The 26,078-nt window shown below is 65.7% G+C and carries 20 protein-coding genes and 3 tRNA genes; 13 read left to right on the top strand and 10 right to left on the bottom strand.

The window, feature by feature from the left end; translation table 11 throughout:
• Positions 1–74: 74 nt before the first annotated feature.
• The gene (locus DELCS14_RS06475) at positions 75–971 is read right to left on the bottom strand and encodes a dienelactone hydrolase family protein (RefSeq protein ID WP_012207122.1); all 897 of its coding nucleotides are present in this window, start codon (positions 969–971) and stop codon (positions 75–77) included.
• A gap of 57 nt (positions 972–1,028) precedes the next feature.
• Positions 1,029–3,872, bottom strand: a complete 2,844-nt coding sequence (polA, locus tag DELCS14_RS06470; RefSeq protein ID WP_013800946.1) for a DNA polymerase I — start codon at positions 3,870–3,872, stop codon at positions 1,029–1,031.
• Positions 3,873–3,944: 72 nt separating this feature from the next.
• On the opposite strand from polA, the gene DELCS14_RS06465 reads away from it, so the two are divergent.
• From DELCS14_RS06465 to DELCS14_RS06445, 5 genes are all read left to right on the top strand, one after another.
• A complete protein-coding gene (locus tag DELCS14_RS06465; RefSeq protein WP_013800945.1) occupies positions 3,945–4,316 on the top strand; it encodes a hypothetical protein in 372 nt (123 codons plus the stop codon).
• A gap of 124 nt (positions 4,317–4,440) precedes the next feature.
• The gene (locus DELCS14_RS06460; protein WP_013800944.1) at positions 4,441–5,397 is read left to right on the top strand and encodes a homoserine kinase; all 957 of its coding nucleotides are present in this window, start codon (positions 4,441–4,443) and stop codon (positions 5,395–5,397) included.
• A gap of 146 nt (positions 5,398–5,543) precedes the next feature.
• Complete coding sequence (locus DELCS14_RS06455) at positions 5,544–6,386, top strand: BPSS1780 family membrane protein (protein ID WP_013800943.1); 843 nt, start codon at positions 5,544–5,546, stop codon at positions 6,384–6,386.
• 306 nt (positions 6,387–6,692) lie between these two features.
• On the top strand, positions 6,693–8,645 hold the full coding sequence (locus tag DELCS14_RS06450; RefSeq protein WP_013800942.1) for an alkaline phosphatase PhoX: 1,953 nt from the start codon (positions 6,693–6,695) through the stop codon (positions 8,643–8,645).
• A gap of 283 nt (positions 8,646–8,928) precedes the next feature.
• Complete coding sequence (locus tag DELCS14_RS06445) at positions 8,929–9,561, top strand: hypothetical protein (RefSeq protein ID WP_013800941.1); 633 nt, start codon at positions 8,929–8,931, stop codon at positions 9,559–9,561.
• Positions 9,562–9,585: 24 nt separating this feature from the next.
• On the opposite strand, the gene DELCS14_RS06440 is transcribed toward DELCS14_RS06445, so the two are convergent.
• Positions 9,586–12,054, bottom strand: a complete 2,469-nt coding sequence (locus DELCS14_RS06440; RefSeq protein ID WP_013800940.1) for a UvrD-helicase domain-containing protein — start codon at positions 12,052–12,054, stop codon at positions 9,586–9,588.
• A gap of 330 nt (positions 12,055–12,384) precedes the next feature.
• Here DELCS14_RS06440 and DELCS14_RS06435 point away from each other — a divergent pair, with 330 nt between their 5' ends.
• From DELCS14_RS06435 to DELCS14_RS06420, 4 genes are all read left to right on the top strand, one after another.
• Positions 12,385–13,362 (top strand): GMP reductase, encoded by a 978-nt coding sequence (locus tag DELCS14_RS06435; protein WP_013800939.1) that lies wholly within the window; start codon positions 12,385–12,387, stop codon positions 13,360–13,362.
• 185 nt (positions 13,363–13,547) lie between these two features.
• A tRNA-Lys gene (locus DELCS14_RS06430) sits at positions 13,548–13,623 on the top strand.
• A gap of 55 nt (positions 13,624–13,678) precedes the next feature.
• Positions 13,679–13,754 (top strand) — tRNA-Lys (locus tag DELCS14_RS06425).
• A gap of 46 nt (positions 13,755–13,800) precedes the next feature.
• A tRNA-Lys gene (locus DELCS14_RS06420) sits at positions 13,801–13,876 on the top strand.
• 36 nt (positions 13,877–13,912) lie between these two features.
• On the opposite strand, the gene DELCS14_RS06415 is transcribed toward DELCS14_RS06420, so the two are convergent.
• Entirely contained in the window at positions 13,913–15,052 is a 1,140-nt protein-coding gene (locus tag DELCS14_RS06415; protein ID WP_228676856.1) for a TRAP transporter substrate-binding protein, read from the bottom strand.
• Positions 15,053–15,178: 126 nt separating this feature from the next.
• Between DELCS14_RS06415 and DELCS14_RS06410 the strand changes: the two genes are divergently transcribed.
• On the top strand, positions 15,179–16,411 hold the full coding sequence (locus DELCS14_RS06410; RefSeq protein WP_013800937.1) for a multidrug effflux MFS transporter: 1,233 nt from the start codon (positions 15,179–15,181) through the stop codon (positions 16,409–16,411).
• A 22-nt stretch (positions 16,412–16,433) separates the two neighbouring features.
• On the opposite strand, the gene DELCS14_RS06405 is transcribed toward DELCS14_RS06410, so the two are convergent.
• The 3 genes from DELCS14_RS06405 to orn all read right to left on the bottom strand — a co-directional run bounded on the left by DELCS14_RS06405 (position 16,434) and on the right by orn (position 21,048).
• On the bottom strand, positions 16,434–17,903 hold the full coding sequence (locus DELCS14_RS06405; RefSeq protein WP_330873353.1) for a sensor domain-containing diguanylate cyclase: 1,470 nt from the start codon (positions 17,901–17,903) through the stop codon (positions 16,434–16,436).
• A gap of 151 nt (positions 17,904–18,054) precedes the next feature.
• A complete protein-coding gene (locus DELCS14_RS06400; protein ID WP_013800935.1) occupies positions 18,055–20,109 on the bottom strand; it encodes a DEAD/DEAH box helicase in 2,055 nt (684 codons plus the stop codon).
• A 324-nt stretch (positions 20,110–20,433) separates the two neighbouring features.
• Positions 20,434–21,048 (bottom strand): oligoribonuclease, encoded by a 615-nt coding sequence (gene orn / locus DELCS14_RS06395; protein WP_013800934.1) that lies wholly within the window; start codon positions 21,046–21,048, stop codon positions 20,434–20,436.
• Positions 21,049–21,078: 30 nt separating this feature from the next.
• On the opposite strand from orn, the gene DELCS14_RS06390 reads away from it, so the two are divergent.
• Genes DELCS14_RS06390 through rsgA form a run of 3 tightly spaced genes read left to right on the top strand, consistent with a single transcriptional unit; the run spans position 21,079 to position 23,716 of the window.
• The gene (locus tag DELCS14_RS06390) at positions 21,079–22,380 is read left to right on the top strand and encodes a M48 family metallopeptidase (RefSeq protein ID WP_013800933.1); all 1,302 of its coding nucleotides are present in this window, start codon (positions 21,079–21,081) and stop codon (positions 22,378–22,380) included.
• A gap of 16 nt (positions 22,381–22,396) precedes the next feature.
• Positions 22,397–22,729 carry a 4a-hydroxytetrahydrobiopterin dehydratase gene (locus DELCS14_RS06385; RefSeq protein ID WP_013800932.1) on the top strand — a complete coding sequence of 111 codons (333 nt, stop codon included), beginning with the start codon at positions 22,397–22,399 and terminating at the stop codon, positions 22,727–22,729.
• 18 nt (positions 22,730–22,747) lie between these two features.
• Positions 22,748–23,716 carry a ribosome small subunit-dependent GTPase A gene (gene rsgA, locus DELCS14_RS06380; protein ID WP_013800931.1) on the top strand — a complete coding sequence of 323 codons (969 nt, stop codon included), beginning with the start codon at positions 22,748–22,750 and terminating at the stop codon, positions 23,714–23,716.
• Positions 23,717–23,804: 88 nt separating this feature from the next.
• On the opposite strand, the gene DELCS14_RS06375 is transcribed toward rsgA, so the two are convergent.
• The 3 genes from DELCS14_RS06375 to rplS all read right to left on the bottom strand — a co-directional run bounded on the left by DELCS14_RS06375 (position 23,805) and on the right by rplS (position 26,059).
• Entirely contained in the window at positions 23,805–24,794 is a 990-nt protein-coding gene (locus DELCS14_RS06375; RefSeq protein WP_034398910.1) for a CobD/CbiB family protein, read from the bottom strand.
• Positions 24,795–24,862: 68 nt separating this feature from the next.
• Complete coding sequence (locus tag DELCS14_RS06370; RefSeq protein ID WP_012207139.1) at positions 24,863–25,591, bottom strand: CoA pyrophosphatase; 729 nt, start codon at positions 25,589–25,591, stop codon at positions 24,863–24,865.
• Between the two features lie 87 nt (positions 25,592–25,678).
• Positions 25,679–26,059, bottom strand: a complete 381-nt coding sequence (rplS, locus tag DELCS14_RS06365; protein ID WP_013800930.1) for a 50S ribosomal protein L19 — start codon at positions 26,057–26,059, stop codon at positions 25,679–25,681.
• Between the last annotated feature and the right edge of the window lie 19 nt (positions 26,060–26,078).

The raw sequence follows: 26,078 nt of genomic DNA, 5'->3' as shown, positions 1-26,078 counted from the left end.
GGAAGCAGGCCACGGTGTCGGGTGCCCTCGGTTTCAGCCTACAGAAGCTGTCAAGCCCCCCTGCGCAAAAAAGCTCAGGGCGCGACGCCGTTCTTGTTGAACCAGGCCAGCATTTTCTGCCAGCCGTCGCGCGCAGCCTGCTCGCGGTAGCTGGGCCGGTAGTCGGCATGGAAGGCGTGCGGCGCCTCCGGGTAGATCACGAACTCCGAGGCCTTGGCCGCTGCCGAGCCCTGCTTGAGCGCCTCGCGCATGCGCTCCACGGATTCCAGCGGAATGCCCGTGTCCTGCCCGCCATACAGGCCCAGCACCGGCGCCTTGAGGCTGGAGACCAGCTCCAGCGGATGGCGTGGCTGCAGCGCCGTCTTGGCGCCTTCCAGCCGGCCGTACCAGGCCACGCCGGCCTTGACCGGGCCATGGGCCGCATACAGCCAGGTGATGCGCCCGCCCCAGCAAAAGCCCGTGATGGCCACGCGCGCCGTATCGCCGCCCTGCGTGCCGGCCCATTGCACGGCGCCGTCGAGGTCGGCCATGACCTGCTCGTCGGGCACCTTGGAGACCAGCTCGCTCATGAGCTTGGCGATGTCGGTATAGGTCTTGGGGTCGCCCTGGCGCGCATACAGATCGGGGGCAATGGCCAGGTAGCCGGCACGCGCCAGGCGGCGGCAGGTGTCGGCAATGTATTCGTGCACGCCGAAGATCTCGGAGATCACCAGCACCACGGGCACATTCTTCTTGCCCGCGGGCGCGGCGCGGTAGGCGGGCACCTTGAAGCCGTTCACGGTGAAATGCACCTCGCCGGCCGTCAGGCCGTCGGCCGGCGTGGAGATGGCGGTCTGCGCCATGAGCGGCGTGGCCGCTGCGGCATAGCCCAGGCCCAGGGCCGTCTGCAATGCCAGGCGCCGCGTAGGCCCCTCTTCGCTGCTGCGCCCCGGAACCAGGGCCTTCAGGTCTTGCTGCTGATCGTCACGCATGCATCTCTCCTTGGTGGTAGTTGAGAACCGGCCAAGTCTACGATGCCTGCGTGAAGCTCAATGTGCCTTGTCCCAGTTGGGTCCCAGGCCCACCTCGGCGAGCAGCGGCACCTTCAGGTCGGCCACGCCGGCCATCAGGCGCGGGATCTCGGTGCGCACCCAGTCCGACTCGCCTTCGGGCAGCTCGAACACCAGTTCGTCGTGCACCTGCATGATGACGCGGACCTCGGACTGCCTGGCATCGAGCTCGGCCTGCACCGCCACCATGGCCTTCTTGATCAGGTCGGCCGCCGTGCCCTGCATGGGCGCGTTGATGGCCTGCCGTTCGGCCGCCTTCTTGCGCGGGCCGCTGCCGCCGTTGATGTCCACCAGGTACAGGCGGCGGCCGAAGACGGTTTCCACGTAGCCGTGGTCGCGCGCGAATTCCACCGTCTCGTCCATGTAGCGCTTGACGCCCGGATAGCGCTGGAAATAGCGGTCGATGTAGGCGGCCGCGGCCTTGGTCTCTATGCCCAGGTTCTTGGCCAGGCCAAAGCTGCTCATGCCGTAGATCAGCCCGAAGTTGATGACCTTGGCATAGCGGCGCTGCTCGCTGCTGACCTGCTCCAGCTCCACGTTGAAGACTTCCGATGCCGTGGCACGGTGCACGTCGCGGCCTTCGTGGAAGGCGCGCAGCAGGGACTCGTCGCCCGACAGGTGGGCCATGATGCGCAGCTCGATCTGCGAGTAGTCGGCGCTGGCGATCACATGGCCGGGCGCGGCAATGAAGGCCTCGCGCACGCGCCGGCCTTCGGGCGTGCGGATGGGGATGTTCTGCAGGTTGGGGTCGTTGCTGGACAGGCGCCCCGTCACGGCCACGGCCTGGGCGTAGTGCGTGTGCACGCGGCCCGTGCGCGGCAGCGCCAGCTGGGCCAGCTTGTCGGTATAGGTGCCCTTGAGCTTGGACAGGCTGCGGTGCTCCAGCAGCTTGGCGGGCAGCGGATAGTCCTCGGCCAGCTTCTCCAGCACCTCTTCGTCGGTGCTGCGTGCGCCGGTGGCCGTCTTCTTGACCACGGGCATGCCCAGCTTGTCGAAGAAGATTTCGCCCAGCTGCTTGGGGCTGGCCAGGTTGAAGGGCTGGCCCGCGATGTCATAGGCCTCCTGCTCCAGCTGCACGATGCGCTGGCCCAGGTCGTTGCTCTGCTTGGCCAACGTGGCGGCATCGATGAGCACGCCGTTGCGCTCTATGCGGAACAGGGCCTCGCTGGTGGCGATCTCCAGCTCGTAGACGCCGCGCAGGCCGTCGTTGGCCTGCAGCTGCGGCCACAGCACGCGGTGCACATCCAGGGTCTGGTCGGCATCCTCGCAGGCATAGGCGGCAGCCTTGTCCACGGGCACCTGGGCGAACGGGATCTGGTGGGCGCCCTTGCCGCACAGGTCTTCATAGCTGATGCCCGTGCGGTTGGTGTGGCGCAGCGCCAGGCTGGCCAGGCCGTGCGGGCGGTGCACTTCCAGCACATAGCTTTGCAGCATGGTGTCGTGCACATAGCCCTGCACCTCGATGCCGGCATTGGCGAAGACATGGCGGTCGTACTTGACGTGCTGGCCCAGCTTGGGCCGGGCCGCATCCTCCAGCCAGGGCTTGAGGCGCTGCAGCACCTCGTCGGCCGGCAGTTGCTCTGGCGCGTCGGGGCCGGCATGGCGCAGGGGGATGTAGGCAGCGGCGCCGGGCTCCACGCTCAGCGAGATGCCCACGATCTCGGCACGCATCTCGTCCAGCGAGGTGGTTTCGGTATCCAGGGCCGTGAGTTCGGCGGCGTTGATCTTGGCCAGCCACTGGTCGAACGCTTCCCAGGTCAGCACCACGTCATAGTCCAGCGGACGCTGCTGGACGGCCTCGGCCTCGGTGGTGGCGTCGTCGGATTCGGCCTGCTCCTGGGCAAACATGTCGCCCGTGGACTGGTCGGCACGCGGCTTGGCCGCTGGCTTGCGGCCGGCCTTGACGGCTTCCAGCGCATCGGGCTCGGGCGCGGCACCGCCGAGCATGCGCGCCAGGCCCTTGAAGCCGTAGCGCTCATAGAAGTCGCGCAGCGGCGCGGTATCGGGCTCGCGCGGCGCCAGCGCGTCGAGCACCGGCAGGGTGGGCACTTCGGCGGTCAGGTCGCAGTCGGTCTTCATGGTGACCAACTGGCGGCTCAGCGCCAGCTGGCCCGAGGCGATGGCATCGCGCAGGTTCTGGCCGGCCACGCCCTTGATGCCGTCGGCCGCAGCAATCAGGCCGTCGAGCGAGCCGTGCTCGGCCAGCCACTTGACGGCCGTCTTGGGGCCCACCTTGGACACGCCGGGCACATTGTCCACGGCATCGCCGACCAGGGCCTGGTAGTCGATCATCTGCGTGGGCGGCACGCCGAACTCGGCCGTCACGCCGGCCACGTCGCGGCGCTTGCCGCTCATGGTGTCCATCACCATGATGTGGGAGTCCACCAGCTGGGACAGGTCCTTGTCGCCGCTGGAGATCACCACGTTCACGCCCTGGGCGGCGGCCGTCTTGGCCAGGGTGCCGATCACGTCGTCGGCCTCCACGCCCTGGATGGCCAGCACGGGCCAGCCCAGCAGGCGGACCACTTCATGGATGGGCTCGATCTGCGAGCGCAGATCGTCGGGCATGGGCGAGCGGTGCGCCTTGTATTCGGGGTAGAGCGTGTCGCGGAAGGTGGGTCCGCTGGTATCGAACACGCAGACGGCGTAGTCGGCCGCCACTTCCTTCCTGATCGCCTGGAGCATGTTGATCATGCCGCGGATGGCGCCCGTGGCAGGGCTTTCCGGGTTGCCGGGCTCGGCGCGCAGGTCCGGCATGGCGTGGTAGGCGCGGTAGAGGTAGCTGGAGCCGTCGATCAGCACCAGGGTCTTGGAATTGCTCATGCGCCGATTGTGCACGCGCCGGCAGGGTGACAGGGCGGGACAGCGCCCGCTGCAAGTTCTACAATGGAGCCTATGCGCGCCGCTCCACTTTTCATCTTCCTGACCCTGGCCGCCAGCTCCGTGCTGGCCCAGAACCCCACGCCTGCCCCGGCTGCCTCCACCGCTCCTGCGGCGGCGACCGAGCAGACCGCGCCGGACACGGCCAAGCCCGAGGGCCGCGACCGAACCAACCAGCGCGTGGAACACATCCATGTGGAAGATGGCGGCAGCCGCGTTGACGAGCTGCGCGTGGGCGGCCAGACCCGCAGCATCACCGTGCAGCCCAAGGTCGGCGACATGCCTTCGTATGAAGTGCAGTCCAACGACGGCGCCCGTTCCTCGCGCAACCGCGGCGATGGCGACGGCACCAACGGCACGCGCGTCTGGAACCTCAAGAAGTTCTGATCCTCACCGGACTGTCCGGGCCCCGGCCCGGCGGCATCCCAGGGGGCAGCACCTGACGGCGCTGCCCTCTTTCCATATCTGACGACAACGATTTCCGCCGCGCCCTGAAGGCCGGCAATGCAACATGGCCGTTTTCACCGAAGTCTCCGACAAAGACGCGCGCGAGCTGCTGCGCCGCATGTCCCTGGGTTCCTTCAAGGAGCTGCGCGGCATCCAGGGCGGCATAGAGAACACCAACTACTTTCTCACCACCGAACAGGGCGAGTGGGTGCTGACGCTGTTCGAGCGCCTGACGGCCGAGCAACTGCCCTTCTACCTGTACCTGATGAAGCACCTGGCGCAGGCCGGCATTCCCGTGCCCGACCCGCAGGCCGAGACGCGCAGCGGCGACATTCTGCTGAGCGTGTGCGGCAAGCCGGCCTCCATCGTCAACCGCCTGCCCGGCAAGAGCGAGCTGGCGCCCCAGCCCGCGCACTGCGCCGCCGTGGGCGAGATGCTGGCGCGCATGCACCTGGCCGGACGCGACTACGATCGCCAGCAGCCCAATCTGCGCAGCCTGCCCTGGTGGAACGAGACCGTGCCCACGGTCATCCCGCACATAGACGCACCCACGGCCGACCTGCTGCGCTCCGAGCTGGCCTTCCAGAACCATGTGGCCGCCTCGCCCGCGTATGCGGCGCTGCCGCGCGGCCCCGTGCACGCCGACCTGTTCCGCGACAACGTGATGTTCGATGGCGAGCGCCTGACCGGCTTCTTCGACTTCTACTTCGCAGGCGTGGACAGCTGGCTGTTCGACCTGGCCGTGTGCCTCAACGACTGGTGCATCGAACACGCCACCGGCGCCCATGACGCCACCAAGGCCAGGGCCATGATCGACGCCTACCAGTCGGTGCGCCCCCTGACAGCAGCCGAGCGCGAGCTGTTCAACCCCATGCTGCGCGCGGGCGCGCTGCGCTTTTGGATTTCCCGCCTGTGGGATTTCCACCTGCCGCGCGAGGCCTCCATGCTCGTTCCCCACGACCCCACCCATTTCGAGCGCGTGCTGCGCCAGCGCCTGGCCCACCCGGTGGCGCTGGACTGACGTCCGAAGACCGCCACAGCGCGGCCGACAGAGGGCTTTGCGGTCCACGGGCCGCGCGTCCTCGGGTACAGTCCCCGTTCGGGCGCCAGCGGCGCGGCCCATGCCAGAGGCCATGCCCCATCCAGGCGCCCCGACTTCCTCACCCCATGAAACTTCTCATCGTTCCCGCCCGTACCGGCCTGCAATGGGTGCAGCAGGGCATCCGCACCTTCCGCCAGCAGCCGCTGGCACTGGCGGCACTGTTCTTTCTGTCGATGGCGGCCATGTCGCTGGTCACGGTGCTGCCGCTGATCGGCCCCGTGATCGCGCTGGGCCTGCTGCCGGCCACCTCGCTGGCCATGATGGTGGCGGCGGCCGAGGCATCGCACGGGCGTGCGCCCACGCCGGCCCTGCTGCTGGTGGCCTTTCGTACCGGGCGCCAGCGCCTGAACTCCATGCTCACGCTGGGCGCCATGTATGCGGCAGGCTTCCTGCTGATCATGGGCCTGTCCATGCTGGTGGACGACGGCCAGTTTGCCAACGTCTACCTGGGCGGCGAGCCGCTGACGCGCGAGATCGCCGAGTCGCCCGACTTCCAGGCCGCCATGTGGCTGAGCATGGGCCTGTACCTGCCGCTGTCCCTGCTGTTCTGGCACGCGCCGGGGCTGGTGCACTGGCACAACGTGCCGCCGGTCAAGGCCGTGTTCTTCAGCCTGGTGGCCTGTGTGCGCAACATCGGCGCGCTGGTGGTCTTCGGCCTGAGCTGGATGGGCGTGTTCATCGTGGCCGGCATCGTGATGGCCCTGATCTCGGCCGTGCTGGCCCAGGTGCTGGGCAGCATTGCCAACGGCCTGATGATCGGCACGGCCATGCTGCTGGCCGCCATGTTCTTCACCTCCATTGTCTTCACCTTCCGCGACTGCTTTGCAGCGCCCGATGAAAGCGATGGCAGCGACGCCATCGGCACCGAGCCGCCTGCGCCGCCTGCGCCGCCCGGACTGTCCGGCTGAGCGCTTCGCCACTGCACCCCACAAAGCCCCTTTCAAGGGGCTTTTTCTTTGGACCTTTCTTCGGGCCCTTCTTCGGCTCCCTCTTCGTGCCTCTTCTTTGTTTTTTTGACTGGCCGCATCGCCTGGTACCCCTCGCCTGGCGGCTGTCATATGACGCTGTCACGGTTTCGTCATGCGGATGCCATCGCTCTGTCACACCGGCTGCCTAGCATGCCGTGCGGATGTCAAGCCAGCGAGTGCGCGGCGGCATCCCGGCCCATCCCGCCCCCGATGGGTTGACGCTGACAAACCCATAACGGAAGCCCCATGTCCCAATCCACGATGCTCTCCCGCCGCAAGGCGCTGCAATTCCTGACCGGCGCCCCCCTGCTGCCGCTCGGCTCCGCCGTGTCCGCCACCGGCCTGCTGACCGCCTGCGGCGGCGGTGACGACGGCCCCGCGAAGAACTATGTGGCGGCCAGCTTCACCTCCATGGCAGCGCCCACGCTGGCCAACCCCCAGGCCATGGCCAGGATGACCGTGGCCTCGCAGCTCAAGGTGCAGTTCAGCGACAACAGCGAGCAGAGCTTCGACCTGGGCTACCAGCCCTTCTTCGTCACCGGCGATGAAGTGTCCGACGGCAAGGGCGGCAAGATCCTGGCCGGCGGCTACTACGACATCAACAACAACAAGATCATCGACCGCACCGTGGCCGGCAGCGAGCGCCACTTCTTCTCCGATTCGCCCGACGGCACCTCACTGCTGACCGTGCCCAATGCCAAGGTGGACGGCGTCAAGGGCAAGCCCGTGTTCGCCGTGGTGCAGTTCGAATACACCACCTGGGCGCAGGATGGCAAGACCGACATGTACGGCAAGCTGCCCTCGCCCATCGCCGTGCTGACGCTGGACCAGGACCAGACCACCGGCAAGCTCAGCCTGGTCAAATACCACAACGTGGACACCTCCAAGGTGCACGGCCTGTGGATCACCTGCGGCGCCAGCCTGTCGCCCTGGGGCACCCACCTGTCCAGCGAAGAGTACGAGCCCGACGCCTTCGCCACCGGCAATGCCCAGCTGCTGGCCTTCAGCCAGAACCTGTATGGCGACCAGACCAAGGCCAACCCCTACCACTACGGCCACATGCCCGAAGTGACGGTCAACGCGGACGGCACGGCCAGCATCAAGAAGCATTTCTGCATGGGCCGCATCTCGCACGAGCTGGTCCAGGTCATGCCCGACCAGCGCACGGCGCTGATGGGCGACGACGCCACCAACAGCGGCTACTTCGTCTTCGTGGCCGACAAGGAAAAGGACCTGTCCTCGGGTTCGCTGTACGTGGCCAAGGTGGGCGCGGGCTTCTCCATCGACCCCGCATCGGGCAGCGCCGCCGCGCTGACCTGGATCAAGCTGGGCTCGGCCACCAGCGCCGAGATCGAGCAACTGGCCAACACACTCAAGCCCACGGACATCATGACCGTGGCCAAGACCGATCCGGGCGACGCCAGCTACACCAAGATCACGGCCAACGGCAAGGTCGAGTGGATCAAGATCAACCCCGGCATGGACAAGGCCGCCGCCTTCCTGGAAACCCACCGCTACGCCGCCTTCAAGGGCGCGAGCATGGGCTTCACCAAGATGGAAGGCACGACCGTCAACGCCAAGGACAAGGTGGCCTACTCGGCCCTGCAGAACTGCGAAAAATCCATGGTGGCCGGTGACGCGCTGAACGTGGCCGGCAACGGCGTGTCCATCCCCAAGCAGCTCAAGGCCGGCGCCGTGATGGCACTGAACCTGCGCGGCGGCCAGAAGGACACGGCAGGCGCCGCCATCAACAGCGAGTGGATGCCCGTGGACACCAAGGCCCTGCTGGCCGGCGAAGACATCAGCGCCGACGCGCTGGGCAACACCGGCAACCCGAACAAGATCTGCAATCCCGACAACCTCAAGTTCTCGGAGAAGATGCGCACCCTGTTCATCGGCGAGGACAGTGGCCAGCACGTGAACAACTTCCTGTGGGCCTACAACATCGACACCAAGCAGCTGTCGCGCCTGATGTCGATTCCCGCCGGCGGCGAATCCACCGGCCTGCATGCCGTGGACGAGATCAACGGCTGGACCTACATCATGAGCAACTTCCAGCACGCCGGTGACTGGGGCGCCATCCACAACGTGGTCAAGCCCACGCTGGACCCGCTGATCAGCGCCAACTATCGCGGCAAGTTCGGCGCCGCCGTCGGCTACCTGACCGGCACCGCGGCCCAGCCCAAGCTGTCGGCCTGACCGCCGCCATAGCGCCCCGTCGCCCCGCCGCCCTGCGGCGAGTGACGCCGCCACATAAAGGCCATGGATTTCCATGGCCTTTTTGCATGTCTGCGCCGCAATTGCATGGATGTCATGAACCCGACTCTTAGCGTGCAAAACAAGAGTCATTCTCACCTGATCGCTATAATTTCTGATGCATTGCGGCGTCGCTCGCCCGCCATCGCACCATCTTCAGCCCCGCCGGATCACGCCTCTCAAGGCCCGGCAGGCGCACGCAGAGCCACACCACAGGAGAGACTCCATGACCGAACCTTCCCGCATCCTTCGCAGCACCGCCGCATGGCTGGCCGCCGCCGCCGCACTGGCGGTGCCGGCCGCGCATGCCGACTATCTCTGGCTGCAGCAGGACGCAGGACAGGCCCGGGCCTATGCCGGAGAGCTGCGCAAGCCGCTGGAACAGCTGCCGGCCCTGGAAGACGCCAAGCAGGTCCTGCCCGACGGCAAGAGCCTTCCCCTGAAGGCCGACGCCAATCATTTCACCGCGGACGCAGGCCAGGGCGATGTGCGCATCGCCGCCACGCGCCCCGGCGCCAATGGCGTGCTGACCTACTACCAGGCCCGTTTCGGCCGCAACGACACCAAGGCCGTGAACGACCTGGAGCTGGTGCCCACCACGGCGGGCGGCGATACGTTCCAGCTGGTGTTCAAGGGCCGCAAGGTCGCGGCCAGCCAGGTCAACGTGCAGACCAGCGAGGGCTGGTACCGCACGCTCACGCCATCGCAGGACGGCACGGTGAGCTTCAAGCCCTACTTCCCGGGCCTGTACGTGCTGGAGGTGACGGCGCGCGTGGACAACGGCTCAGTCACGCTGGACGGCAAGAAATACACCGACGTGCGCCACACCACGACGCTGAGCTTCGAAGTCAAGCCCTGAACGCCGGGCGCGGCAGCCCGCGCCTCACTCCACGACCGTGAGCTTGGCAATGGACAGCGCCAGCCACTTCGTGCCGTGGCGCCCAAAGCTGACCTGGGCGCGCGCGTCGTCGCCCGTGCCTTCCAGGGCCAGCACCTTGCCTTCGCCGAACTTGTTGTGGAACACGTTCAGGCCCACGCGCAGGCCGTGGCCCGGAGCGACCTTCTGCGGCGGCACGGGAGGGCTGGCGAAGACCTCGCTGCGCCAGCCTTCGGCCTTGTTGCCGAAGCCGCCGCGATCGCGTGAACCATAGCCGCCACCACCGCCGCCACCGGGGCGGGGCGCGTAGCTGCCAAAGCCGCCCTGCTTGGGGGTGATCCACTTGAGCGCCTCATCGGGCAGCTCATCGAAGAAGCGGCTCTTGACGTTGTAGCGCGTCTGCCCGTGCAGCATGCGCGTCTGCGAATGGCTCAGGTACAGGCGCTTGCGCGCGCGGGTGATGGCCACATAGGCCAGGCGGCGTTCTTCCTCCAGGCCGCCGCGGTCCATCATGGCGTTCTCATGCGGGAACAGGCCCTCTTCCACGCCGCCGATGAAGACGGCGTCGAACTCCAGCCCCTTGGAGGCATGCACGGTCATCAGCTGCACGGCGTCCTGGCCGGCCTGGGCCTGGTTGTCGCCAGCCTCCAGCGCCGCGTGCGTCAGGAAGGCGGCCAGCGGCGACAGTGTCTCGCCGGTATCGGCATCGACCATGCCGGCCACGGCGCCGGCCGGCGGCGTGAGCGGCGTGTCCAGCAGCGGCAGCGCAGGGTCCAGGCCCTGGCTGGCCGGGCTTTGCGTCAGCGCCCTGGCGCCGTCGTGCTCGTCCAGCGGCAGGGCCACGGCGTCGCGGCCAAAGCCTTCCTGGGTGACAAAGCTCTCGGCCGCGTTCACGAGTTCCTGCAGGTTCTCGATGCGGTCGGCGCCTTCCTTTTCGTTGCGGTAGTGCTCGAGCAGGCCGCTTTCTTCCTCGATGGCCTCGATGATCTCGCGCAGCGTGCGGCCCTGGGTCTGCTCGCGCAGCACGTCGATCTTGGCGACAAAGCCTGCGAGCTTGGTGCCCGGCGCGCCCGGCACCGCCGAGACGGCATCGTGCAGCGAGCAGCCCGCGCTGCGCGCCGCGTCCTGCAGCGTCTCCACGCTGCGCGCGCCGATGCCGCGCGGCGGGAAGTTCACCACGCGCAGAAAGCTGGTGTCGTCGTGCGGGTTCTCCAGCAGGCGCAGGTAGGCCAGCGCATGCTTGATTTCGGCGCGCTCGAAAAAGCGCAGGCCACCGTACACGCGGTAGGGAATGGCGGCATTGAACAGCTGCGATTCGATCACCCGGCTTTGCGCATTGCTGCGGTAGAGCACGGCGATTTCCTGGCGCTGCCAGCCGTCCTTTTTCACGAGCTGCTGGATTTCCTCGACCATCCACTGCGCCTCGGCCATGTCCGTGGGCGCTTCGTAGATGCGCACGGGCTCGCCCGGCCCCTGGGTGGTGCGCAGGTTCTTGCCCAGGCGCTGGCTGTTGTGGCTGATGAGCGCGTTGGCACAGTCCAGGATGTTGCTGTAGGAGCGGTAGTTCTGCTCCAGCTTGATCTGCTGGCGCACGTCGAACTCGCGCACGAAGTCCTGCATGTTGCCCACGCGCGCACCGCGAAAGGCGTAGATGCTCTGGTCGTCGTCGCCCACTGCGATCACGCTGCCCGTGGCCTGCAGGCGGCCATCCACCATGTCGCCCGCCAGCTGCTTGAGCCACTGGTACTGCAGCTTGTTGGTGTCCTGGAACTCGTCCACCATGATGTGGCGAAAGCGCCGCTGGTAGTGGGCGCGCAGCGCGGCGTCGTCGCGCAGCAGCTCGTAGGAGCGCAGCATCAGCTCGCCGAAATCGACCACGCCTTCGCGCTGGCACTGTTCCTCGTAGAGCTGGTAGATCTCGACCTTCTTGCGCGTGTCCGGGTCATTGGCCACCACGTCGCCGGGGCGCATGCCCTCTTCCTTGCAGCCGGCAATGAAGTACTGCAGCTGCTTGGGCGGAAAGCGCTCGTCGTCCACGTTGAACTGCTTGCACAGGCGCTTGACGGCCGACAGCTGGTCCTGCGTGTCCAGGATCTGGAAGGTGGACGACAGCTTTGCCGCCTGGTGGTGGGCGCGCAGCAGCCGGTTGCACAGGCCGTGGAAGGTGCCGATCCACATGCCGCGCACGTTGTAAGGCAGCATGGCCGACAGGCGGGCCAGCATTTCCTTTGCCGCCTTGTTGGTGAAGGTCACGGCCAGGATGGAGCCCGGCGTGGCCTGGCCCGTCTGCAGCAGCCAGGCGATGCGCGTGGTCAGCACCCGCGTCTTGCCCGAGCCCGCGCCGGCCAGGATCAGCGCGTGGCCGGCCGGAAGCGTGACGGCAGCGAGCTGCTCCTCATTGAGGTGGGTCAGCAAAGGGGAGTTGGGGGCGGGCGCGGCACCGGAGGTGCCGTCGAGCAGATCGATCGGGAACATCCTGGCATTGTAGAAAGCACCTTGCCCCCCAGGGAAACCGATGCCGCATTTCCCGCAATCGGCCCACAATCGGCACGCGCAGCGCGCCCTTGCAGGCTCATAACGCCATCCCTATAACCGCTATATCGACAGGGTGCCCAGGCCCGTCGCCGGCAACGTATAGAATCAATCACCGGGCCCAAGTTTCTTGCGGTCCGGTTTTTTGTGCCCGGGCCACAGCCGCCCTGGCGACGCGGCCCGCCCGCGCCGCCCGCAAGACCGGCCTCCAAGCCAAGCGCCCCATCGCGGAGGGATGTTCCTGCCGCGACCTTTCATGGAGCTTGGAATCAAATGGAAATCTTCGACTACGACAACATCCTGCTGCTGCCGCGCAAGTGCCGCGTGGAAAGCCGCTCGGAGTGTGATGCCAGCGTGGAGCTGGGCGGTCGGTCCTTCCGCATCCCGGCCGTGCCGGCCAACATGAAGACGGTGGTGGATGAGAGCATCTGCACCTGGCTGGCCCAGAACGGCTACTTCTACGTGATGCACCGCTTTGACCTGGACAACGTGCAGTTCGTGCGTGAGATGCAGGGCAAGGGCTGCTTCGCCTCCATTTCGCTGGGCGTCAAGAAGCCCGACTACGACACCGTGGACCGCTTCGTCGCCGAAGGCCTGTGCCCCGAATACATCACCATCGACATCGCCCACGGCCATGCCGACAGCGTGAAGAACATGATCGGCTACCTCAAGGAAAAGCTGCCCAAGTCCTTCGTGATCGCCGGCAACGTGGGCACGCCCGAAGCCGTGATCGACCTGGAGAACTGGGGCGCTGACGCCACCAAGGTCGGCATCGGCCCCGGCAAGGTCTGCATCACCAAGCTCAAGACGGGCTTTGGCACGGGCGGCTGGCAGCTGTCGGCGCTCAAGTGGTGCGCGCGCGTGGCGACCAAGCCCATCATTGCCGATGGCGGCATCCGCAGCCACGGCGACATCGCCAAGAGCGTGCGCTTTGGCGCCACCATGGTGATGATCGGCTCGCTGTTCGCGGGCCACGAGGAATCGCCGGGCCAGACCGTCGAGGAAAACGGCCAACGCTTCAAGGAGTACTACGGCTCGGCCTCGGACTTCAACAAGGGCGAGTACAAGCACGTGGAGGGCAAGCGCATCCTCGAACCCGTCAAGGGCCTTCTGGCCAACACCCTGATCGAGATGGAGCAGGACGTGCAAAGCTCGATCAGCTACTCCGGCGGCAAGAAGCTGATGGACATCCGCAAGGTCAACTACGTGATCCTGGGCGGTGACAACGCAGGCGAACATCTGCTGATGTAAGCGCGCTGCGCGCCAGCACCCCAAAGGCGGCATCGGCCGCCTTTTTTTGCGGCTGCGCACCGGGCGGCACGCGGGCCCGGCTCAGTGCCACCAGGCCATGAACTAAAAATTTGGCGCGTCTTCCTGCAAGCGCACAAAAAATGCCGCATAATTGCGGTCTCGTTTGCAGCGCAGACTTGTTTTTGGGGCTCTTAGCTCAGCTGGTAGAGCAGCGGACTCTTAATCCGTTGGTCGAGTGTTCGAATCACTCAGGGCCCACCAAAAATTCCTTTTCAGCCTGGATTCATCCAGGCTGATTCCTTCGGAATACCCGAGGGGGCTCTTAGCTCAGCTGGTAGAGCAGCGGACTCTTAATCCGTTGGTCGAGTGTTCGAATCACTCAGGGCCCACCAAGAATTTTTTTGCCTGATCTCATCAGGCATCCACGCAGAAATACGTGGGCTCTTAGCTCAGCTGGTAGAGCAGCGGACTCTTAATCCGTTGGTCGAGTGTTCGAATCACTCAGGGCCCACCACCAATACCCAGAACAAGGCACTCGGCGCGACAGCGCTCAGTGCCTTTTCTTGTTGTATTCCATCAGCACAGACATATTGCTGCTGCCAGCCTTGGCCACCCACTCCCGGCCAAAGCGCTCCCCCATCAAATCCAGCATGCGGCGCAGGTCCGCCGATGGCGCGGCCACGGACATCTTGTTGTCGACAAGAACCTTCTTGCCCAGCTCATCGGCCTGCTGGGCCAGCGCCCAGCCTTCTTTCTCGGCCAGCGCGGCGGCGCGGCTGATGGCCTGGCGTTCCGGCTCGGCAAAGCCCTTCCAGGCAAGTTCGCTGACGCACAACATGTTCTTGGGAATCCAGGCCTTGATGTCCAGAAACACCTTCATGGTCTTCCAAGCCTGGCTGTCGACGCCGGTGGCACTGGATGAAACCATGGCGTCAATACCTCCCTGCTCCAGCACCATGCCAAGATCACCGGCCGCGAGCACCACCGGCTGCGCTCCCCAGAGTTCCGCCAGCCGCTTGGTCGCATCGCTTTGCACCCGCAGCCTGAGCCCCCTGAGATCCACGATGCTGTTGACCGGGCGCCGGCAGAACAGGCCCTGCGCCGGCCAAGGCACGGCAAACAGCAGGCGCACACCCTGCTGAGCCAGCAAAAACTCCTGCAGCACGGGACGGGTCAGTTGCCACAGGTGCGCAGCCTCGTCAAAGCCACGCACGATGAAAGGCAGCGAGTCCATGGCCAGAAGCGGATGGATATCCACATAGGACGACATGAGAACTTCGCCGAACTGGATTTCATTGCGCTTGAGCGCAGGAAGCACCTGCGCCATGGGCTTGAGCGCAGAGTTGGACACCACATCGATCTCCAGCGCCTGCTGGGTATCGGCACCCACGCGCGCCGCGAAGTTGCGCAGGTTCTGCGTGTGGAAGATGCCATCGCCATAGGCCGCCGACAGCTGCAGTCGACGGCCCTTGGACCAGGCAGCGCCGGCAGTCAGTTGCAACGCAGCCGGGGCCAGAGCCGATATCAACGTGCGGCGAGAAACAGTCATGAAAGATCCTTGGCGAAAGCACCCAGAACCATGCCATCCACCCCCGCGGCGGACCTGTGCATGCTGGCGAAAAAGATAAATTCTATCGATATTTACATCATTTAGATACAAACTATCGAACCATTCCATCGCCCAGGTCATTCGCCAAGCCATCCGTCACACCGGATTCCAGCCAAGCCGCTACAGTGTCACCCTGCCGCAGGCGCAAGGGCGCGCGGCCTTTTTCTGCGCCTGCGGTCTCCCGCAACGCACAACCGCCTCGCCTGCATGCCACAAAATGTTTCCCCGCTCTGGCAGGGCCCGCGCTGGGCCCTGGCCGTCCTGCTTGCCATCCTGGGCATGCTGGGGCCGTTCTCGATCGATACCTACATCCCCGCCTTCTCCGGCATCGCCCAGGCCCTGAACGCCACGCCGCTGCAGATGCAGCAGACGCTGTCGGCCTATCTGTTCGGCTTTGCCTTCATGAACCTTTTCCACGGCGCCATGGCCGACAGCTTTGGCCGCCGCCCCGTGGTGCTGTGGGGGCTGGCCGTATTCACGCTGACATCGGCGGGCTGTGCGCTGTCGCAGAACATCACGCAGCTGGTGCTGTTTCGCGCGTTGCAAGGCCTGTCCACGGGTGCCGGCATCGTGGTGTCGCGCGCCGTGGTGCGCGACCTGTTTCCACCCGCCCAGGCCCAGCGCGTGATGGCGCAGATCACCATCTTCTTTGGCATCGCGCCAGCCCTGGCCCCTGTGATGGGCGGCTGGCTGTTCATACACCTGGGCTGGGCGGCAGTGTTCTGGTTCCTGACCCTGGTGGGCGTGCTGCTGTGGGGCATCAACTGGCGATTCCTGCCGGAATCCCTGCCACAGGCGCAGCGCCAGCCCTTCCGCTTCAAGCCTCTGATGCACGGCTACAAGGAGCTGTGCAGCGATCCGCGCTTTGTGCTGCTGGCCTTTGCCAGCGGCGTGCCGTTCAACGGCATGTTTCTGTATGTGCTGTCGGCGCCCGCCTTCCTGGGCGACCTGCTGCACCTGCAGCCGCAGCAGTTCTTCTGGTTCTTCGTGATCTCGATCTCGGGAATCATGGGCGGCGCATGGGTGAGCGGCCGTCTGGCCGGGCGCATTCCGCCCAAGCACCAGATCCGACATGGCTTTCTGATCATGTTCGTCGTGTCCATCGTCAACCTGGTCGCCAACCTGATCTGGCCCGCCCACGTGAGCTGGGCGCTGATTCCCGTGGGGGTGTTCGCCTTCGGCTGGGCCATGATGGTGCCCGTGGTCACGCTGCTGGTGCTGGACATCCACCCCGAGCGGCGCGGCCTGGCCTCATCGCTGCAGGCCGTGGTCGGCTCCACGGCCAATGGCATCGTGGCCGGCATGATTGCACCGCTGGTGATGCATTCGACCGTACTGCTGGCCCTGGGCTCGATCAGCATGATGCTGATCGGGCTGGCGTCCTGGATCTACCTCCACCACCGCTGGCCCGAAATCGGGCGGCACGCCTCGGAGGCCTGACAGGCACTGCGGTGCAAGACCGCTAAGCGCGGCCCGCGCGGCGGTCCAGCATTCTTTCCTTGTAGTAGCGCGCCTTTTCGGCATACATGGCCTGGTCGGCGCGCGAGACGGTGGCCTCGACCTGGCTGCCCGAATCGCAGCAGGCCACGCCCATGGACAGGCTGACCGCCTGGCCCGGATAGAACTGGTTGTTGAGCTCCAGCAGCGAGAGGATGCGCTCCTTGACCGCCTCGGCGCCGCGCTCGTCCGAAGCCGGCAAAAGCACCATGAATTCGTCGCCGCCTATGCGCGCCGCGCAGGCAGGCGCATCCACGGCCTTGGTCAGCACTTCGCCCACGCGGCGCAGCATGTCGTCGCCTGCGGCATGGCCATGCTCGTCATTGGCCTCCTTGAGGCCATTCATGTCGATGGCAATCACCGCCAGCGGCCAGGGCCCCTTGCGTGCCAGGCGATTGAGTTCCTCGATATAGAAGGCGCGATTGCGCAACTGGGTCAGCACATCGTGCTTGCCCAGGTATTCGAGGTAGGCCTCGGCCTTCTTGCGCGCCGTGATGTCCACCAGCGACAGCAGCACCAGCCCCCAGTCATCGGCATGGCCATCGAGCACGGCCAGCTGCATGTGGATGTGCAGAGCGTCGCCTGACAGGGCGTAGTTCACCACTTCGCGGTGCTGCACGAGCTTGCCGCTCCAAAGGTCCTGCAACTGATCGGCAAAGGAGTCGATCATCTCGTCACGGAAGATGCGGCCCAGCCGGCTCAGCAGTTGCAGCTTGTCGGTGGCGCCGAACATGCGCAGCGTCTGGCGGTTCACGTCCACGACGCGAATCTCCTGCATGCAGCGCGAGACGAATTCCGGGTGCACCTTGAGGAAGGTGGCGAAGTCGCTGATGCCCTGGGCGCGCACATCGTCGAGCAGGCGCTTGATGGCGCTGAAATCCTCGACCCACAGCGACACGGGCGAGTACTCGAACAGGTCGCGCGAGTACTGTTCGCTGCGGTGCAGCTGGCGCGCGCTGCGCATCTCGGCCGTCACGTCTTCCAGCGACACCAGCACGCAGTCCCAAAGCGCTTCATGACCGGGCAGGATGCGGCCACGGATCTGCACATCAAGCCGCCGCCCGTCCAGCGTGTAGTTGGCGGTGCGGTTGGCAAAGCTCAGAGAGCCCTGCCACAGATCCTCCAGCTCGCAGGCCAGGCCCGCGTGCATGTCATCGCGGAACACCTGGCCCAGGCTGGCAAGAAAGGTCTGCTGGTCACTGGCGCCGAACAGGTCCAGCGTGCGCTGGTTGACGCGCACCACCTTGAGCGCCGCGCTGCACTGCTGCAGCGCCTGGGGGTGGGCCAGGAAATGCGCCTGCAGATCGGTCACGCCCTGTGCACGCCACTGGTCGAGCAGCCGCTTGAGCGCGCTGTAGTCCTCCAGCCATAGCGAGACGGGGGCCAGTTCGAACATGTGTTCAAAATCCACACTGGACGCGATCAAAGACTCCACAGGGCACCTCCGCGCCGCGATTATGGCAGTCACAGAGCCCGCCAGACAGCAGGTTCTGCACCATCAAGGACAGGCCGCACCACGCGAGGACGCAGATGGCCGAAAAAAAACCGGCCCCGAAGGGCCGGTCTGCATGCAATGCCGAGATCGATCAGCGCACGACGCGCTTGCGATCACCGCCCTGGGGCGAGTAAGGCTTGGGAGCGCTCTTGCCGAAGGCAGGACGGCGCTCGCCGCCGCCGAAGCCGCCACGGGATTCGCCACCGCCAAAGCCGCGCGACTCGCCGGATGCACCACGGAAGCCGCCTTCGCGGGGAGCGCCGTCACGGCGATCGCCGCCACGCGGAGCACCACGGTCGCCGCTGAAGCCACGGCCTTCACCGCCACGGCCAAAGCCGCCTTCGCGCGGGGCCTGGCTGTAGCCGCCTTCACGCGGAGCCTGGCTGTAGCCGCCTTCGCGCTGACCTTGGCCCTGGCCGAAGCCGCCTTCGCGCTGGCCACCGCCGAAGCCACCGAAGCCAGCCTTGCGGCCATAGCCTTCGGAATCACGGCGTGCGCCGAAGCCACGATCGCCACCGCGATCACCGAAGCTGCGCTCGCGATCGCCGCCAAAGCCACGATCACCACCGAAACCACCACGGCCACCGCCGCCGGCACCACGGCGATCGCCGCCACGGCTTTCAAAACCACCGCCGCCACGACGGCCGCCACGGCCTTCGTTGCTGCTGGGTGCGCGCTGTGCAGGTTCCAGGCCAGGAATCACTTCGGCCTTGAATTGCTGGCGGCTGTAGGCCTCGATATCGAAAATGCGACGACGGTCACGGAATTCCGCGAACGTGACGGCCACACCTTCGCGACCGGCACGGCCCGTGCGGCCGATACGGTGGGTGTAGTCCTCTGCCTTCATGGGCAGGCCGTAGTTGAAGACGTGGGTGATGGTGGGCACGTCAATGCCGCGTGCCGCCACATCGGTAGCCACCAGCACCTGCACCTGACCGCTGCGCAGCGCCATCAGGCGGCGATTGCGCAGGCCCTGGCTAAGGGCGCCGTGCAGTGCCACGGCGGAGAAGCCGTCTTGCTGCAGGTCATTGGCCAGACCGTCGCACTCGACCTGGGTCGATGCGAAAACGATGGCCTGGTTGATCGTGGTGTCGCGCAGCCAGTGGTCCAGCAGCTTGCGCTTGTGCTGGGAGTTGTCGGCCCAGAACAGCACTTGCTTGATGCTGGCGTGCTTTTCCTGAGGCGTGTCGATGGTGACCTTCTTCACGCCGGAGCCGCCGTCATGCATCACGCGCATGGCCAGTTGCTGGATGCGGGGCGCGAAGGTGGCGCTGAACATCATGGTCTGCTTGCGCTGTGCCGTCAGGTCGTTGACTTCGGCCAGATCGTCCGAGAAGCCCAGGTCCAGCATGCGGTCGGCTTCGTCCACCACCAGGAACTGAACCTGGTCGAGCTTGATCTGCATCGAGCGCTGCAGGTCCAGCAGACGGCCGGGAGTGGCCACCACGAGGTTGGCGTTCTGCAGCTTGGCGATCTGCAGCTGGTAGGGCATGCCGCCCACCACGTTGGCAATGCGGATGCCGCGGCAGTGCTTGACCAGCTCGATGGCGTCATGCGCCACCTGCTGTGCCAGCTCGCGCGTGGGGCACAGGATCAGGGCGCCGGGAACGGCTGCCTTGAAGTTGCGGGGATTCGTGGGGTCCTTGCGCTTGTTGCGCTTGGGCGTGGGCTGGCCGCTGGCCGTTGCTTCGGCGCACTGGCGGTCATATTCGGCGCGGATGGCGGCTTCTTCGTCAGCCTTTTGCTGGATCAGCGTGTGCAGCACGGGCAGCAGGAAGGCAGCGGTCTTGCCCGAGCCGGTCTGGCTGGACACCATCAGGTCGATGAAGGCCTGGTCATCGCCGCCCATGGCCAGGGGAATGGCTTGCGCCTGCACTGCCGTGGGCTGGGTGTAGCCCAGATCGGCAACGGCACGGACCAGCTCTTCAGCCAGGCCCAGCTCGATGAAGGCATTGGGCAGTTCGGGGGCTGCTTCAACAGCCTCGGCGCCTTCGGTGATTTCCACGACTTCGGCAGCGGCCAGGGATTCGGCGGCCTGCTCGGCGCTGGCAACGGCGGCGTTCAGCACGGAAGATGCTTCAGCGGCGGAAGCAAAAGAGGAATCGGCAGCGGCAATGATGCCCTGCTCTTGAGAGATATCGTTCATGAATGGCTCTAACGAAAAGCACGCGCAGTCAGCGATCTGGCACGCTTTTCTCGACGGTTGGGTCAACATCCACCGTCAGACTTAACCGGCCCTTCGCAAAAGGGCGGATGGGCATTTTCGGCTGGTCCGAAACCGGTGGTCCCGCCATCCATGAAAGCCTTCATGGTGGTCTATGGACACCGACCGCAGACACACAGCGCAGGGGCCCTTGTGTGATGGAGATGTGCAAATTGCCCCTTGTTGATGGGGGCAAGCTGTAGATTGTCGCACTCCCCGGGTTTTCCCGCAAGCCCCTGGCACAAAAAATGGCCGGGGCCGCCAGATTCAGACGCTCAGCAGGCGCGCACGGTAGTGCGCCAGCTCATCGATGGACTCGTGCACATCGGCCAGTGCCGTGTGGCGCTGGGCCTTCTTGAAGGACGCATAGGCGTCGGGCTTCCAGCGTCTGGCCAGTTCCTTGAGGGTGCTGACATCGACATTGCGGTAGTGGAAGAAGTTGTTGAGCTTGGGCATGTAGCGCTCCATGAAGCGCCTGTCCTGCCCGATGCTGTTGCCGCACAGCGGAGCCTTGGCCTTGGGAACGTACTGCGAGAGGAACTTGATCAGCGCAGCCTCCGCATCGGCCTCGCTGATGGTCGATGCCTTGACGCGATCGATCAGGCCGCTCCTGCCATGTGTGCCCTTGTTCCAGGCATCCATGCCATCGAGTAGCGCATCTGCCTGATGGATGGCAAATACCGGCCCTTCGATGCGAATGGCCAGGTCCGGACTGGTGACGACCACGGCGATCTCGATGATGCGATCGGTATCGGGCTGCAGCCCGGTCATCTCGCAGTCGAGCCAGACGAGGTTGAGATCGGATTTGGCCAGGGTGATGGACGTGCCGGGTTCGGCGGGGACGGGAATGCAAGCGCTGGCGGCTTCGGAGGCTTCGGACATGGCCCAAATTGTCGCCTACACTGCGGCCACATGGCCTTCAACCCCGATTTTTCCTCGACGCTGTCCCTGCTGTTTGCCGCAGCCGTGCTGGCCCAGTGGCTGCTGCGCGCCTGGCTGGCCTCGCGCCAGGTCCGCCATGTGGCACGCCATCGGGCCGAGGTGCCTGAGGCCTTTGCGCAACGCATCAGCCTCGCGGCCCATCAAAAGGCCGCCGACTACACGCTGGCCAAGGCCCGCATCGCCCTGATCGAGATGACGCTGGGCGCCGTGGTGCTGCTCGCATGGACGCTGCTGGGCGGGCTCGACGCGCTCAACCAGTGGCTGCTGGAACTGATGGGCGCCGGCCTGTGGCAGCAACTGGCACTGCTGGCCGGCTTTGCCCTGATCTCCGGGCTGGTGGAGCTGCCGCTGTCGCTCTACCAGACCTTTGTGCTGGAGCAGCGCTTTGGATTCAACCAGATGACGCTGCGGCTGTGGCTGACCGATGCCATCAAGTCCACCGCCATGGGCGCGGCCATCGGCCTTCCCCTGGCGGCCCTGATCCTGTGGCTCATGGGCTCGGCCGGCGACCTGTGGTGGCTGTGGGCCTGGGCCGTGTGGACGGCGTTCAACCTGCTGCTGATGTGGATCTTTCCGACCTTCATCGCACCGCTGTTCAACAAGTTCGAACCGCTGGCCGAAGGCACGCTCAAGGAGCGCGTGAGCGCGCTGATGCAGCGCTGCGGCTTCACGGCCAAAGGGCTGTTCGTGATGGATGGCAGCCGGCGCTCGGCCCATGCCAATGCCTATTTCACGGGCTTCGGCCATTCCAAGCGCGTGGTGTTCTTCGACACCTTGCTCAAGCAGCTCGACGCCGACGAGGTGGAGGCCGTGCTCGCGCACGAGCTGGGCCACTTCAAGCACCGCCACATCCTCAAGCGCATGCTGCTGATGTTCGCCGCCAGCCTGGCCGGCTTCGCACTGCTGGGCTGGCTGTCGCAGCAGCTGTGGTTCTACCTGGGCCTGGGCGTGCGCCCGGGTCTGGACCTTACGCTGGGCCATGGCGGAATAGGCGCCGGCAACGAGGCCGTGGCACTGCTGCTGTTCCTGCTGGCCGTGCCGGTATTCAGCTTCTTTGTCACCCCGCTGTTCTCGGCCCTGTCGCGCCGCGACGAGTTCGAAGCCGATGCCTATGCCATGCAACAGGCCAGCGGCGCCCATCTGGCCTCGGCACTGCTCAAGCTGTACGAGGACAATGCTTCAACGCTCACGCCCGATCCCTGGTACGTGGGCTTTTACTACTCGCATCCGCCCGCCCTCGCCCGGCTGGCGCGCATGCCTTCTCCGACCTGAACCTTTCACATCCACCATGAGCACACAACGCTTGCAACAACAGGACTGGTCCACCCAGCAGCGCCGCGCGCTGACGCCGGACGAATTGCGCACCGCACTGGCGGACCTGCCGGGATGGCAGCTCGATGGCGATGCCATCGCCAAGAGCTACGCCTTTGCCAATTACTACGAGACCATGGCCTTCGTGAACGCGCTGGCCCTGATCGCCCACCAGCAGGACCACCACCCCGACCTGACCGTGAGCTACGGCCGTTGCGGCGTGCGCCTGAACACGCATGACGTGAACGGCATCTCGTCTACCGACATCGAGTGCGCAAGGCGCATCGACGCGCTGCTGGAGCGTCCATGAATCCCATCCTGGCATCCCATGGCTGAGCGCTCCGCATTGCGAGAAGGCCTGGTCGTCTCCAGCCATGGCCGCCACTGCGTGGTCGAGACCGAAGAAGGCGCACGCCACATCTGCCATCCGCGCGGCAAGAAGAGCCAGACCGTGGTCGGCGACCGCGTGCGCTGGCAATTGCCACCCGCCGGCCAGGGCGAGGAAGGCACCATAGAGAAGGTGCTGGAACGGCGCAACCTGTTCTACCGCCAGGACGAAATACGCACCAAGTCCTTTGCGGCCAACATCGACCAGGTGCTGATCCTGATCGCGGCCGAGCCGGTGTTCTCCGAAAGCCAGCTGGCCCGTGCCCTCATCACCGCCGAAGCCACCCACATCAAGCCCCTGATCGCCCTGAACAAGCGTGACCTGGCCGAGCCCTTCGCCGATGCCTGGGAGCGCCTGAAGCCCTATCGCGAGATGTACCTGGGCCAGGAAACGCCGCACTACGAGGTGCTGTCGCTGTCGCTGGCCAACGAAGGCGAGGCCGACCGGCAGTTGCTGATGCAACACCTCAAGGGCAAGGCCACCTTGGTCCTGGGCCCCTCCGGCTCGGGCAAAAGCACCTTGATCAACCTGCTGGTGCCCGGCGCACGCGCGGCCACCAACGAGATCTCGCAGGCGCTGAACTCCGGCAAGCACACGACCACCACGACCAGTTGGTACTGGATGGACGAAGAGCGCACCACGGCGCTGATCGACTCACCGGGCTTCCAGGAATTCGGCCTGCGCCACATAGAGCCCACGGACCTGCCCCGCTGCATGCCCGACATCGGCGCCCATGCGCAGGAATGCAAGTTCTACAACTGCACCCACCTGCACGAGCCGGGATGCGCCGTCATGCCGCGCGTGGAAGACGAGGAAACCGGAATGGATGCCGACCACGACATCAGCGCCAACCGCTACTACATCTACGCCGAGCTGTTCGATGAATTGAGCCAGGCGCAGAAGTACTGACCTCCTCAAAACAACGACCCGGCTGCATCAGGAAGGGCGGGCTGCTGCCTGGCAAGACAGGCAGGGCTCGCCTTCTGCGGCGCAGCGATCAGCCCAGCAAACGCGCCAGCGACAGCAGGGCCAGCAGCAGCAGCCAGACCACGACCGAACGCCAGACCAGGCCGACCACGCTGCGCAGATGGCCGATCTCGGGCTCGCGGCCCGGCGTGGCTTCGCTGTCCACATCGAGATCGATCTCCTCGCCGTCGTCGCGGGTCACCGAGATGCCTTCGCGGCGCTTGAGTGCCTCGCCGCCCAGGCGCACATTGATGGCACCCGAGGTGGCGGCCAGGATCACGCCATCGTTGTCGTTGGGAAAGCGCTGGGCATGGAAGCGCCAGCCTTCGATGGCTTCCTCGAAGCTGCCGACCACGGCAAAGGACAGCGCCGTCAACCGTGCAGGCAACCAGTCGATCACGGTCCAGGCCAGCCGGGAGGTGTGCTGCAACTGGGGACTGACCTGGGTGCCGCCCACCAGGCCCTTGCGCGACCAGGAGCGCGACAGGTGCTCGGTCATGCGGTAGAACACGGCGCCGAGCGGACCCAGCCCCAGCGCTGCCAGCGCAGAGAACCAGAACAGAACGCCAAACACATGGCGATGCGCGGCCAGCACCGAGTACTCGATCACATGGCGCACGACCTCGCTGCGCGGCACCTCGCTGGCATCGACCTGCTGCCAGTGAGCCAGCGCCTCGCGCGCGGCATACTCATCGCCTGCATCCAGCGCATCGCGGATGCGTGTGAAGTGGTGGCTGAACTGGCGAAAGCCCAGCGTCACATAGAGCACGGCCACATTCCAGACCATGGCCAGCGGCCAGCCCACGCCCCACAGCAGCAGCAGGTAGATGCCCGTCACCAGCACGCAGGGCAATGCCACCGCCACGGTCCAGGCCAGCCAGCCATGGTGCGCCTGGCCGGCATCGAAGTTGCGGCGCACCGAAACCGTCCAGGCCCTGTAGCCTGTGTGCACGAGATTGGCCGGCGTCAACGGGCGCGCCTGCTCGATCAGCAAGGCGATCAGAATGGCAAAGAAACTCATCCGGCCATCATACTGGCGCATGCAGACAGGTCAGTGACCCCGGGGTGGCACGGCCCGCGATCCGGGCATCAGGCCGACAGGAATCGGTAAAGATTTCGCAGCATGCCGGCCGTGGCGCCCCAGATGTAGCGCTGGCGATCACCATCCTGGTAGGGCATTGCAAACCATTCGCGCGGCACGCCGTTCCAGACCATGGAGTGGCGCTCATGATTGGCAGGATCGAGCAGGAAGGCCAGCGGCACCTCGAACACATCCGCCACTTCGTAGGGATTGGGATTGAGGTGCGCCCGGGGATCGACCAGGGCCACCACCGGCGTGATCAGGAAGGCCGTGCCCGTGATGTAGATGGGCAGCGTGCCCAGCACTTGCACATCGCTGGCGGCCAGTCCGACTTCCTCATGCGCCTCGCGCAGGGCCGTGGCCTGGGCAGAGGCATCCTCCGGATCGCGCTTGCCGCCCGGAAATGCCACCTGTCCCGAATGCGTGGACAGGTGGGCCGTGCGCTCGGTCAGCAGCACCGTGGGCTCGGGGCGCATCACGATAGGCACGAGCACGGCGGCATCGGTGGGCTGGCGATCGCTGAAGCGCTTCTCGCGCACCACCTCGGGAGCCCACTGGGGCGGCAGCGCAAAGCGCTGGCGCAGGGCCTCGGGCGTGCGGGCTTCGGGGGGCACGGCAGGCAGGTGGCTGTCCTTGCCAATCAGTTGCGCCATGCGCGGGTCGGCGATCGACGGCACGGCTGCGGGCACTGGCCCGCCGGTCGGCACGGGAATGGCGGTATCGGGCAGAGAGGACACGAATGAAGGCTTGTGATGGGAAACGGCCGGACAACAAAAAAGCCGCTACAGGCGACTGTAGCGGCTTTCCAGCTGTGACGCAGGTGCTTAGGCTTCGGCAGAAACCTTGACACGCGACGGCAGCTTTTCCTTGATGCGGGCCGACTTGCCGCTGCGCTCGCGCAGGTAGTACAGCTTGGCACGACGCACATCACCGCGACGCTTGACTTCGATGCCGGCGATCAGGGGCGAGTAGGTCTGGAACGTACGCTCCACGCCTTCACCGCTGGAGATCTTGCGCACGGTGAAGCCGCTGTTCAGGCCACGGTTGCGCTTGGCGATCACCACGCCTTCGTAAGCCTGCACGCGCTTGCGGCTGCCTTCGACCACGTTCACGCTCACGATGACGGTGTCACCGGGGGCGAACTGGGGGATGGTCTTGTTCAGACGGGCGATTTCCTCTTGCTCGAGGATCTGGATCAGATTCATGGTCAACATCCAATCGATC

Source organism: Delftia sp. Cs1-4, assembly GCF_000214395.1.
Taxonomy (GTDB): Bacteria; Pseudomonadota; Gammaproteobacteria; order Burkholderiales; family Burkholderiaceae_C; genus Comamonas; species Comamonas acidovorans.
Note: the sequence above shows the minus strand (reverse complement) of the source record. Positions and strands in the feature narration are given on the sequence as shown.